The organism is Peribacillus asahii (genome assembly GCF_004006295.1).
Taxonomy (GTDB): Bacteria; Bacillota; Bacilli; order Bacillales; family DSM-1321; genus Peribacillus; species Peribacillus asahii_A.
In genome coordinates this window covers 1,622,766-1,635,697 of record NZ_CP026095.1, presented here as the reverse complement: position 1 = coordinate 1,635,697, position 12,932 = coordinate 1,622,766, and the positions used below count along the sequence as shown (strand labels likewise).

Below are 12,932 nucleotides of genomic sequence, written 5' to 3'. Positions count from 1 at the left end.
TTCAATCTCCTCTTTCCAACGGCAGAACGGTCTATAATTCTAGTGCCAAAACTTTAATAGGTTTAATGAGGTTTTCTTTTGTTGGATGAACCTGATAAATAGCTAGTGCCCTTCCATTTTGATCCATCATGACAAAAGGTTCACCCTTTTCTATAGCTAATTCTTCTGGCTGAGCTAACACAGCTCCATTTAATACTTTCTTTGATACTTTATCATTAATCTGAAATTTCGGCAAATGAAACAAACCTTGTTCAAGTGGTCGTAAAAACGCAGCTGATTGCCCCAATTCCATCAATTCTTGAATTTGCTCTAACGTCTTGCACTCTTCAAGTGTAAAGCCTGCTGACTCAATTCTGATTAAATCCGACATATGGGCCGGATACCCTAATCTCTCTCCAATCATGACAGCAAGTGTACGAATATACGTCCCTTTAGAGCACCTTACTCGGAAACGAAAAGAAATTGTCTCACCGATAAATTCTTTTCGATCGTCTAAAAGCTCCAACTCATAAATCGTTACATTTCTTGTTGGACGTTCTACTTCAATACCAGCTCGCGCATATTCATAAAGTTTTTTGCCGTTTACTTTTACAGCAGAAAACATTGGCGGCGTTTGTTGGATCACTCCGGTTAAAGATTGTAACACCTCCAAAATTTGCTCGCGAGTAAAAGTTTCCGTCACTGTTTTTTCAGTAACTCGGTCTCCGCTCGCATCTTCAGTTGTTGTTGAAAAGCCTAACGTAACTTCTCCCTCATAGGCCTTGCCCGCTTCCGTTAAGTACTCAGCCACCTTCGTCGCACGACCAATACAAATTGGGAGTACTCCTGTTACATCTGGGTCGAGTGTTCCGGTATGCCCAACCTTCTTCGTTTTCAAAATTTTTCTTAGTTTAAATACACAATCATGAGAAGTCAGCCCTTTTGGCTTGAACAATGGCAAAATCCCATCCATCTTTTCTGTCACCTCTTTTTTCCGCAATCTATGTTGAACCATTTTGTTATTGTTTTTCAGTAACACTGTTATTAAAAAAAGGCCGACTCCATCATGCATGAGTCGGCCTCGATTTCAACACTTGATTATTCCTCATCCCTTACAGCGGGTTTATTCTCGGCATTGATTTGTGAAATCAATGTTTCAATTCGATTTCCATAATCAATGGATTCATCGAATTCAAAGAACAACTCCGGTGTTTTGCGTAAACGAATTCTTTGACCTACTTCGGAACGCATAAATCCTTTTGCTTTTTCCAAGCCTTTAAGCGTATCTTCCCTTTGCTTTGCATCACCTAACACGGAAATATACACCGTTGCTTGTTGAAGATCGCCTGTAACAGCTACATCAGTCACTGTGACAAAACCAACTCTTGGGTCTTTCAATTTGCGACCGATAATATCACTTAGCTCTTTCTTCATTTGTTCACCGATACGATTTGAACGAAGACTCATTCTATTCACCTCGCTAGCTTAAAGCCATTCTATATCTGTTATTGTGCGCTCGATTTCAGGAAATGAATCAAGAAAGTGAAGCGCATTTTGCAATTCTCGTTCCGTCGCCTTTCTAGAAGACGATACGGTAACAATTGCTAGCTTCGTTCGTTGCCATAAATCTTGATAATCCGTTTCTGAAACGGAAATATTATATTTTTGTTTCAGCCGTGACATCACACGTTGAAGCACGGCTCGCTTTTCTTTCAAAGAATGGGCGTCGTAAATTATGCATTCACAAAGGACTGCACCAACGATCATTTACGTTCAATCTCTTCCATCACGTACGCTTCAATGATATCGCCTTCTTTAATGTCATTGTAGTTTTTAATCGTGATTCCACATTCATAGTTTGTTGCGACTTCTTTAACATCGTCTTTAAAACGTTTTAGCGCATCGATTTCGCCTTCGAAGACAACAACACCTTCACGAATTAAGCGCACACCGCTATCGCGAGTAATTTTTCCTTCGATAACGTACGAACCAGCGATTGTACCAATTTTCGATACTTTAAATGTCGTACGTACCTCCGCTTGACCGATAATTTTTTCTTCAAATTCAGGATCAAGCATCCCTTTCATCGCTGATTCGATTTCTTCGATTACTTTATAAATAATACGGTGCAGACGAACATCTACATTTTCTGATTCTGCTGCACGTTTTGCATTTACATCCGGACGTACGTTAAAACCAATTACGATAGCATTTGAAGCTGTCGCTAAAATAATATCAGATTCCGTAATTGCTCCAACACCAGAGTGAATGATTTTCACTTTTGCGCCCTCTACTTCAATTTTTTGAAGAGATGCTGCTAATGCTTCTGCAGAACCTTGCACGTCTGCTTTCAAAATAATATTTAATTCCTTAATGTCGCCTTGTTTCATTTGTTCAAATAATGTGTCTAGCGTTACGCGAGATCCTTCATTACGTTGTGAAACAAGCTGTCTTTGCGCACGAGTTTCCCCAACTTGACGAGCTGTTTTTTCATCTTCAAAGACGATAAAACGATCACCAGCTTGCGGTACTTCGTTTAACCCTGTAATTTCAACAGGTGTTGATGGACCTGCTTCTTTTACACGTCGACCAAGATCATTTACCATCGCACGAACACGACCGAATGTATTCCCAACAACGATTGGATCTCCGATTTTTAATGTTCCATTTTGAACAAGAAGAGTAGCTACAGATCCGCGACCTTTATCAAGTTGCGCCTCGATAACTGTTCCGTTTGCTCTACGTGTTGGATTTGCTTTATATTCTTCTACTTCACTTACTAAAAGAATCATTTCAAGCAAACTGTCAATTCCATCGCCTTGTTTCGCAGAAATTGGTACGAAAATCGTATCGCCGCCCCAATCTTCAGGCACTAAACCGTGCTCGGTTAATTCTTGCATAACACGATCAGGATTTGCAGCTGGTTTATCCATTTTATTCACAGCTACAATAATTGGTACTTCTGCTGCTTTAGCATGGCTAATCGCCTCAACTGTTTGTGGCATTACACCATCATCCGCTGCTACAACAATAATTGTAATATCGGTTACTTGAGCACCACGTGCACGCATTGTTGTGAAGGCTGCGTGACCAGGTGTATCAAGGAACGTGATTTTCTTATCGTTTACTTTCACTTGATAAGCACCGATATGCTGAGTAATTCCACCCGCTTCGCCTTCCGTTACTTTTGTTTTACGAATCGAATCAAGCAATGTTGTTTTACCGTGATCAACATGTCCCATGATTGTAACAACCGCTGGACGCTCTTGTAAATCTGCTTCCTCATCCTCTGTTACTAGTGACTCAAGATCTGTTAAATCCACACGAATTTCTTCTTCTACTTCAACACCGTATTCCGCTGCAATTAATTCGATTGCATCTTTATCTAATGTTTGGTTGATTGTTGCCATAACGCCAAGCATAAATAATTTTTTAATAATTTCAGATGGTTCGCGATGAAGTTTTTTCGCAAGCTCCTGTACCGTCAATGACTCATAAAACGTAATTTTAGATGGAAGCTCTTTTTCCTTACGCTTTGGAGCCGGCGCCTGTTGTGTTTGTTGCGGTCTTTGTTTATTTTTGTTTCGATTGTTTTTCCCTTTATTATTAAACTGTCCTTGACCAGGTTTTTTTGCTCCAGGCCCAGCAACAGGTTTTTTCTTTACTTTTTCTTTATTCACTGTGCTTTTCGCATCAGCTTCTGCTTCATACTGTTCAACAGTTGAGCTTGCTTTTGGTGCTTCTTGTTCTTGTTTTGATTGTAATGATTCATTTAATTTTTTTACAGTAGAATCGTCTAATGCTGTCATATGATTTGTTACCTCTATATTCATTTCTTTAAGTTTTTCAATGATATCTTTACTTGAAACATTTTTTTGCTTTGCATATTCATGTACACGCAATTTAGTCATACGTTCACCCCCGTAAAATTTAATCGAGCAGCGTTCGGAGTTTTTGTGCAAAACCTTCATCCAGTACCGCGACGACAACTCTCGCTTCTTTGCCAATCGCTTGACCAAGCAAAGACCTGTTCTCGACTCTTTTTAAAGGAACCTGATAATATGCGCACTTATCAGATATTTTTTTTTCTGTATTTTTAGAAGCATCACTTGCCAAAAGGACAAGCTTTGCTTTTCCGCTTCTAACCTCTTTGACGACTAATTCCTCACCAGAAATTAGTTTACGCGCTCGATTGGCCAAACCTAATAGAGACATCCATTGTTGTTGAGTCATGATGGTTAGTGTTTCTCCTTATCCACTAGTTCAAGCAATTGTTCATATAAAGAAGGATCAATTTGAACGCTGAATTGGTTAGCTAAGACGTTCTTCTTCTTAGCTAACTCAATAACATCACGATCAAGTGTTAAATAAGCACCACGACCTGATTGCTTACCAGTCAAATCAATACTTACTTCTCCTTCTTTTGAGCGAACGATTCGAATAAGCTCTTTTTTCGGCTTCATTTCGCCAGTTGCCACACATTTACGCATAGGAATTTTTTTTCGGGCTTTCAAATTCGCTCACCCCTTACTTACTCATTATCCTCAATAAAATCTTCTTCATCTTCCACATAGCTATCTCGGTTTAACAAAAATTCTTGCTCCTCAACCGGATAAATGCCAGCTTCGCGCGCTTCTGTTTCACTCTTAATATCAATTTTCCAGCCTGTTAGCTTTGCTGCTAAACGAGCATTTTGACCGCGTTTACCAATCGCAAGCGATAATTGATAGTCTGGTACAATAACAGTTGTCGCTTTCTCTTCTTCATTGACAATAACCTCAAGTACTTTAGAAGGACTTAACGCATTGGCAACGAAAACAACCGGATCTTCTGACCATTTAACAATATCAATTTTTTCACCTTTTAGTTCATTGACAATCGCTTGAACGCGTTGTCCCTTTTGACCAACACATGAACCAACTGGATCAACTTCTTCATTATCAGCATGCACAGAGATTTTCGAACGATCCCCCGCTTCACGAGCCACTGATTTAATTTCTACTGTTCCGTCAAAGATTTCAGGAACTTCGATTTCAAACAAGCGCTTTAACAGACCTGGATGTGAACGTGATACAAAGATTTGCGGTCCTTTTGATGTTTTTTCTACTTTTGTAATAAATACTTTAATACGATCATGCGGCTTGTATTGTTCGTTTGGCATTTGCTCATTGACCGGAAGCAATGCCTCAATCTTCCCAAGACTCACATAAATAAAACGAGAATCTTGACGCTGTACAATTCCCGTCATAATATCTTCTTCTCTATCAATAAATTCTGAATAGATGATGCCACGTTCTGCTTCACGTACTCTTTGTGTTACAACCTGCTTCGCTGTTTGAGCCGCAATACGTCCGAAGTCTTTCGGTGTGACTTCCATCTCTACTACATCTTCAAGTTGGTAATTTGGATTGATTTTTTTTGCTTCTTCTAAGGAAATTTCAAGACGTGAATCAAATACTTCATCCACTACGTCTTTACGCGCAAACACACGCATTGTTCCTTTTCCAAGATTTAAATCAATTCGCACATTTTGTGCCTGATTGAAATTGCGACGATATGCTGAAATTAGCGCTGCCTCAATAGCTTCAAGTAATACCTCTCTTGAGATGCCTTTTTCTTTTTCTAAAATATAGAGAGCATCCAGTAACTCACTGCTCATGGTTGGTCCCCCTTACGGATTTTTAATAATAAAATATACATATTAAGAGAAGCTAATGGCTAATCTTGCTTTAGCTACTTTGTCATATGAAATGACAACCGTTTTCTTTCTTGTCTTAATCTTGACTTCTAACGTAACTTCCTGACCGTCAAACGCCATAAGAGTGCCTTCAAATTCTTTTTCATTTAAAATAGGCTCATATGTTTTTATGTACACATTTTTCCCGATTGCTTTTTGAAAGTCTTTATCTTTCTTTAAAGGTCTTTCTGCGCCCGGTGATGAAACTTCGAGAAAATAATTTTGTGGAATAGGATCAACCTCATCAAGCTTTTCACTTAATTTTTCACTGACAGTTCCACAATCCTCAATATCTACGCCTGTTTCTTTATCAATGTAGACACGAAGGAACCAGCTTCCTTCCTTAACATACTCTACTTCGACTAATTCAAGTTGTAAATCCTCAAGAATTGGTGTGACAAGTTCTTCTACTACTTCGGTTACCTTTTTACTCAATTTGTTTCCTCCAAACATGTGGCTTACGCGCTTGGTAATGGATTATTCCAATAATGGGTCAATACAAACACGAAAGAGTGGGTTTCCCCACTCTTTCCATTGGTTCCTCTTAGTATTTCCACTAAAAATATACCACAATTCAGTAATTTATGCAAATTAACAAGTTTTTTAAAGCCTCTTACCAAGCTGTATCAAAACAATGATAACTGATTTTGGTCAGGCAGCGATTCTAAACAACCTTGTTTATCTAGATATTCAAGAATCGTTTTTGAAACTTTCCCTCGTTGTTGTAAATCTTCTTTTGAAAGGAATTCCCCTTCTTCACGAGCACGCACAATATTGATTGCCGCATTCGTTCCAAGACCTGGAATCGAGTTGAATGGCGGAATTAATGAATTGCCTTCAATAATAAATTCATCCGCACTCGATTTATATAAATCTACTTTAGCAAATGAAAAACCACGCTCACACATTTCGAGTGCTAATTCTAACACCGTCAACGTATTTTTTTCTTTTGTGGATGCATCCAGCCCTTTGTCGTTAATTTCTTCAATTTTTGAACGAATGGCTTGCGAACCACGTGTCATCGCTTCAATTTCAAAATCCTCAGCCCGAACCGTGAAATACGCAGCATAATAAAGCAGCGGCAAATGGACTTTAAAATAAGCAATCCGGACCGCCATTAATACATACGCCGCAGCATGGGCTTTAGGGAACATATACTTGATTTTTTTACAAGAATCAATATACCATTCCGGGACTTCGTTCTTACGCATTTCGGCTTCAAATTCCTCTGATAGCCCTTTCCCTTTCCTTACTGATTCCATAATTTTAAACGCAAGCGATGGGTCTAAGCCTTGATAAATTAAATACACCATAATATCATCACGACAACCAATTACTTCGCTTAGCGTACACGTTTTATTATGAATCAAGTCTTGCGCGTTGCCAAGATATACGTCTGTACCGTGCGACAATCCAGAGATTTGTACAAGTTCTGAGAAAGTCGTCGGCTTCGTATCTTCTAACATTTGACGCACGAACCTTGTTCCAAATTCTGGGATACCGAGCGTTCCTGTTTTACACATAATCTGTTCTTCTGTCACGCCTAATGACTCTGGACTACTAAAAATTTTCATTACAACCGGGTCATCCGTTGGAATGGTTTTTGGATCAATACCGCTTAAATCTTGCAGCATCCGAATGACAGTTGGGTCATCGTGTCCTAGTATATCAAGCTTTAAAATATTGTCATGAATTGAGTGGAAATCAAAATGCGTCGTTTTCCACTCAGAATTGCGATCATCCGCCGGAAATTGAATCGGTGTAAAATCGTAAACATCCATATAGTCCGGTACAACGATGATGCCTCCTGGATGCTGACCTGTTGTTCTTTTTACACCGGTACAGCCGGAAACGAGACGATCTACTTCCGCACCTCGATAATGGAGATTATGATCCGCCGCATATCCTTTCACATACCCATAAGCCGTTTTCTCTGCTACCGTACCAATCGTTCCGGCACGATACACATACTCCTCACCGAACAGTACTTTCGTATAGTTATGAGCACGCGGCTGATATTCACCGCTGAAATTCAAATCAATATCGGGAACCTTATCCCCTTTAAAACCAAGGAATGTCTCAAACGGAATATCATGTCCATCTTTTTTATATCGCGTGCCGCATGTTGGGCAATCTTTATCTGGTAAGTCAAAGCCTGAACCGACTGAACCATCATCAAAGAACTCTGATTTTTTACAATTTGGACATACATAATGCGGCGGCAATGGATTCACTTCTGTAATTTCTGTCATCGTCGCAACAAACGATGAACCAACGGAACCACGCGAACCAACTAAGTATCCATCATCGAGTGATTTTTTCACCAACTTATGCGAAATTAAATAAATAACCGCAAAGCCGTGTCCGATAATACTTTTCAATTCTTTTTCAAGTCGTGCCTCTACGATTTCAGGCAAATCTTCACCATAAATTTTCTTCGCCATGCCATAACTCATCTCGCGCATTTCTTCATCAGCGCCTTCAATCTTTGGCGTATACAAATCATCTTTAATCGGCTTTACTTCTTCAATCATATCAGCAATTTGATTCGTATTGGTCACAACAATTTCTTTTGCCTTCTCTTTACCTAAAAACTGAAATGCTTTAAGCATTTCATCTGTCGTACGAAAATGAACGTCTGGAAGTTTATGGCGATTCAATGGATTTGCTCCACCTTGTGAACCAATTAATATTTTGCGATAAATTTTATCATTTGGATTTAAGTAATGAACATTTCCCGTTGCAACAACAGGCTTATTTAGTTTTTCTCCTAGCTTCACAATATTAGAAATAATCGCCTCAAGTGATTTTTCATCACGTACATACTCCATCTCTAGTAAATGCTGATATACTTCCTTAGGATGTACTTCCAAATAATCGTAAAACTCGGCGAGCTCCTCAACTTCCTCAAAACCTTTTTGCATCATCCCTTCAAATACTTCACCTTTATCACAGCCGGATCCGACTAAAATACCTTCGCGATACTTTCGTAACTGCGAACGAGGAATACGCGGCACACGATAAAAATAATTTACATGCGAAAGGGAAATCAGCTTAAATAAGTTTTTCAAACCATCTTGTGTTTGAGCAAACAATGTACAATGATATGGGCGTGAACGTTGATAAGCATTTCCTTGTCCCATATTATCGTTGAACTGCTGATGATGAGTAATTCCTTTTTCAGCCGCATCTTTGAGCATTTTTAACAATAAATACCCTGTTGCCTCAGCATCATAAATCGCACGATGATGCTGGGTTAATTCGATATCAAACTTTTTACATAACGTATTCAAACGATGATTTTTAAATTCAGGATATAAAAAGCGACCAAGTTCCAGCGTATCAATAACTGGGTTACTCGCCTTCGGATGTCCCATTTGTTTGTAACCGATATTTAAAAAGCCCATATCAAAGGAGGCATTGTGCGCAACTAAAATACTATCGCCTGTCCACTCACGAAACTTTTCTAACACCTCTGGAACGTCAGGAGCATTTTCGACTAAATCATCGGTAATCCCCGTTAATTCAATTGTCGTTGCTGATAACGGGTGATGCGGGTTTGCAAAGGATTCAAATCGATCAATAATTTCTCCTTCTTTAATTTTCACTGCTGCAAGTTCGATAATCGTATCATAAACAGCGGAAAGCCCCGTCGTCTCTACGTCAAACACGACATACGTATCATCAGCTAACACTCGATTGGCTTCGTTATAGGCAATTGGCACACCATCATCAACCAGATTTGCTTCAACACCGTATAAAATTTTTATCCCATTCTTTTTGCCAGCACTATACGCTTCTGGGAAGGACTGAGCAACTGCATGGTCCGTAATAGCCACCGCCTTATGGCCCCACTTTGCTGCTTGAGCAACGAGTGCGGAAGTCGGAGTAACGGCATCCATTTGACTCATCGGTGTGTGCAAATGAAGCTCTACTCGTTTTTCTCCTTCTGGAGCTGTATCTTGACGACCTATTTTCGAAATTTCATTAATATCATTGGCAATCATTACGAGGTCACGAACGAATGTATCGTTCTGAATGCTTCCTTGAGCACGTACCCACATTCCCTTTTTTACACGAGAAAGCATAACCGCATCTTCTTTATCGCGCGAAAACACTTTAACAAGGATAGAACTTGTATAGTCCGTCACTTTAAACGTCAACAAACTACGACCACTGCGAAGCTCCTTCACTTCAGCATCAAACACAAATCCTTCAATTGCAATTCGGCGTTCTTCGTCAATAATTTCCTCAATGCGACGGAAATCTGCATCTTCCTTAATCGTATAACCGATTTTAACAGGTCCTTCATACACACTGTCATCCACTGCTTGTTCTGATGCTTTCTTCTGCATTTCAACGAGTGCAGCAAATGCTTTGGCTTCATCTTCTTTTTGCTTCTCTTCAAGAAACTGTTGATAATCTTCTCCGCTCTCTTCAGGCAGAACTTCTGCATCCAGTGATAGCGTCGGAAAACCGTAAGATTGATAAATATCTGAAATAAAACGCGAATATTTTTGCTTCAATTGTCCCGCTTCTGCCGCATTGCGGGCATTCACCATAAGACGATGACCAACAACCTTTGGCTCCTGTCCCTGTAAAAGAGATAATAATGCAGGAGACATGCCCTCAAGCTCCCCTAAACACTGCCTCCAGTAGTCCTTAACTAATTCTTCACTCATCTGTGGATTTACAACGTTAAGTGAAAAGGATACATTGGCAATCTGGGCAAAAGTACTCGTTAACTGTGTTCGAAGGCGCATATGCACGCTAGATGGTATTAGTTGTTGAAGCTTAAACAGAAAATGCCACGTTTTCGATTGTCGCTCAATCGATAACTTTTCAATTTCAGCCCCATTAAAAAATTGAACGAACGCATCGTCCGTTAAACCTAGTTGCTGGAGCAAGAGTTGAAATCTTTCTCGACCGCTATTTTGATCCATTCTCTCTCTCCTTATCTTAAATTTTTCTTAGAAATCCTTTTTGAACAGAGGTTATTATACCATACTCGAACACATTGTATGGATTAGAAACAGACAAACAAAAAACACCATTCATATGAATGATGTCTTTCGTGTCTATATGATTACATTAACCTAATAGCTCTCTAATTTTCGCCGCTAATTCAGAACGAGTAACTTCTACTACTTCGCCTGACTTACGAATTTTCACTTCCAAAATACCTTCTGCTGCTTTTTTACCAACCGTTACGCGAATTGGAAGTCCAATTAAATCAGAGTCAGCAAATTTTACACCAGCACGTTCTTGACGGTCGTCCATTAATACATCAAAACCTGCAGCTTTTAGTTCGCTATATAACTCTTCTCCAACAGTCGCTTGTGTTTCATCTTTCATATTCACTGGAATTAAATGAACTTGATACGGAGCAATATTCCCCGGCCAAACTAAGCCTTTCTCGTCGTTAAATTGTTCCGCAATCGCGGCAACCGTTCGAGATACTCCAATCCCGTAACAACCCATAATCATTGGTTGTGTACGTCCATTTTCATCAAGATATACAGCATTCATTGCTTCAGAGTATCGCGTACCAAGTTTAAAAACATGACCAACCTCAATTCCTTTGGCAAATTGAATGGTACCGTTTCCGTCTGGAGAAAGATCTCCTTCTTGAATAAAACGAAGGTCCACATAAGCCGTTACAGTAAAATCACGGCCTGGATTCACATTAATATAGTGATAATCCTCTTCGTTCGCACCTGTGACTCCATTAACAATTGTCTCCACAGCTGCATCCGCAATAACCTCTACACCATCGCTTACACCGATTGGACCAAGTGAACCAATTGCACAGCCGAGAATTTCTTTCGTAGCCTCTGGCTCAGCAAGCTCCACAACAGAAGCATTATAGTAATTTTTTAATTTAATATCATTGACTTCATGATCGCCGCGAACTAACACAACAACCTGTTTATCATCGACTTGGAACAGTAATGTTTTAATGCATTTCGCTGCGTCAGTATCTAAAAATGCCGATACTTCTTCAATGGATTTTTGTCCAGGTGTATGCACTTTCTCAAGCGCTGCTTCTGCTTCTTCAGATTTTTCATATCTCGTAATAACCGGCGCCATTTCTACATTGGCCGCATAATCAGAGCTATCTGAATAAGCAATCGTGTCTTCTCCAATGTCGGAAAGAACCATGAATTCATGAGTGTCTTTTCCTCCCATCGCGCCTGAATCCGCAATAACTGCACGGAAATTTAATCCGCAGCGAGCGAATACATTCGAATACGCTTGATATAATCGGCTATATACTTCATCCAAGCTTTCTTGACTTGCATGGAAAGAATACGCATCTTTCATAATAAATTCACGGCCACGCAATAATCCAAAACGAGGACGTTTTTCATCACGGAATTTCGTTTGAATTTGATATAAAGTCAATGGCAAACGTTTATATGATTTTACTTCATCACGAATTAAGCTCGTAATGACTTCTTCATGTGTCGCTCCTAATGCAAACTCACGATTATTTCGATCTTTTAAACGCATTAGCTCTGGCCCGTATGTATACCAACGACCAGACTCTTGCCAAAACTCAGCTTGTTGAAGGGCTGGCATTAATAGTTCAACTGCACCCGCATTATCCATTTCTTCACGAACAATCGCTTCTACTTTTTGTAATACTTTTTTCCCAAGCGGCATAAAGCTGTACACACCACTTGAATTTTGTCTCATATATCCTGCACGCAGTAACAACTGATGGCTCTTAATTTCGGCATCAGCAGGAACTTCTCTCAATGTAGGAATTAATGTCATACTTTGCTTCATCTTCGCACCTCTTCAAATACACATTTATACAAAACGAATATGGCGTTTTAAAGCCACCATTTATTTATGAAGGAATATATAGTAGAAGCATATTTCCACTCACCCAATAAGATTGCAGCACTTATTAAGTTTAGCGCAGCTCCACCCTTTTTCCTTCAACCAAACAAAGCGCTTCTTAAAATCGAGCGCTGAAAAGAAAACAGTTCTTATCATCAAATAAGATTATACCGTACGATTTAGGAGGAAAACAAACTATTTTTAGAAAAATACGACTTGTCGCTCCTAATGGAAAAGCCGATATCCATTCCTTATGCTTTACTTCTTTTAAGAAATTAAACTTTCTCTCCTACTTCACGATACGCCTCCCCCTGCTGATGAAGGCGAAATAACTGTAGTAAACTATTTTTTGATAAAACAATTCAGG

The 12,932-nt window shown here is 39.5% G+C and carries 10 protein-coding genes; all 10 read right to left on the bottom strand.

What is annotated here, in order from left to right:
• Positions 1-31: 31 nt before the first annotated feature.
• The 10 genes from truB to BAOM_RS07960 all read right to left on the bottom strand — a co-directional run bounded on the left by truB (position 32) and on the right by BAOM_RS07960 (position 12,508).
• A complete protein-coding gene (gene truB, locus BAOM_RS08010) occupies positions 32-952 on the bottom strand; it encodes a tRNA pseudouridine(55) synthase TruB (protein ID WP_127762491.1) in 921 nt (306 codons plus the stop codon).
• A 125-nt stretch (positions 953-1,077) separates the two neighbouring features.
• The gene (rbfA, locus tag BAOM_RS08005; protein WP_127759821.1) at positions 1,078-1,446 is read right to left on the bottom strand and encodes a 30S ribosome-binding factor RbfA; all 369 of its coding nucleotides are present in this window, start codon (positions 1,444-1,446) and stop codon (positions 1,078-1,080) included.
• An 18-nt stretch (positions 1,447-1,464) separates the two neighbouring features.
• Positions 1,465-1,746 carry a DUF503 domain-containing protein gene (locus tag BAOM_RS08000; RefSeq protein WP_119116523.1) on the bottom strand — a complete coding sequence of 94 codons (282 nt, stop codon included), beginning with the start codon at positions 1,744-1,746 and terminating at the stop codon, positions 1,465-1,467.
• The gene (gene infB / locus BAOM_RS07995; protein WP_127759820.1) at positions 1,743-3,890 is read right to left on the bottom strand and encodes a translation initiation factor IF-2; all 2,148 of its coding nucleotides are present in this window, start codon (positions 3,888-3,890) and stop codon (positions 1,743-1,745) included. The genes BAOM_RS08000 and infB overlap by 4 nt, the downstream gene beginning before the upstream one ends.
• A gap of 19 nt (positions 3,891-3,909) precedes the next feature.
• Positions 3,910-4,212: a YlxQ family RNA-binding protein gene (locus tag BAOM_RS07990; RefSeq protein WP_127759819.1), complete on the bottom strand. Its 303-nt coding sequence runs from the start codon at positions 4,210-4,212 to the stop codon at positions 3,910-3,912.
• Positions 4,213-4,217: 5 nt separating this feature from the next.
• Positions 4,218-4,493 carry an RNase P modulator RnpM gene (rnpM, locus tag BAOM_RS07985; protein ID WP_164853160.1) on the bottom strand — a complete coding sequence of 92 codons (276 nt, stop codon included), beginning with the start codon at positions 4,491-4,493 and terminating at the stop codon, positions 4,218-4,220.
• Between the two features lie 17 nt (positions 4,494-4,510).
• Positions 4,511-5,638: a transcription termination factor NusA gene (gene nusA, locus BAOM_RS07980; RefSeq protein WP_127759818.1), complete on the bottom strand. Its 1,128-nt coding sequence runs from the start codon at positions 5,636-5,638 to the stop codon at positions 4,511-4,513.
• Positions 5,639-5,680: 42 nt separating this feature from the next.
• The gene (rimP, locus tag BAOM_RS07975; protein WP_127759817.1) at positions 5,681-6,151 is read right to left on the bottom strand and encodes a ribosome maturation factor RimP; all 471 of its coding nucleotides are present in this window, start codon (positions 6,149-6,151) and stop codon (positions 5,681-5,683) included.
• Between the two features lie 191 nt (positions 6,152-6,342).
• Positions 6,343-10,659: a PolC-type DNA polymerase III gene (locus BAOM_RS07970; protein ID WP_127759816.1), complete on the bottom strand. Its 4,317-nt coding sequence runs from the start codon at positions 10,657-10,659 to the stop codon at positions 6,343-6,345.
• A 148-nt stretch (positions 10,660-10,807) separates the two neighbouring features.
• On the bottom strand, positions 10,808-12,508 hold the full coding sequence (locus BAOM_RS07960) for a proline--tRNA ligase (RefSeq protein WP_127759814.1): 1,701 nt from the start codon (positions 12,506-12,508) through the stop codon (positions 10,808-10,810).
• Positions 12,509-12,932 lie beyond the last annotated feature (424 nt).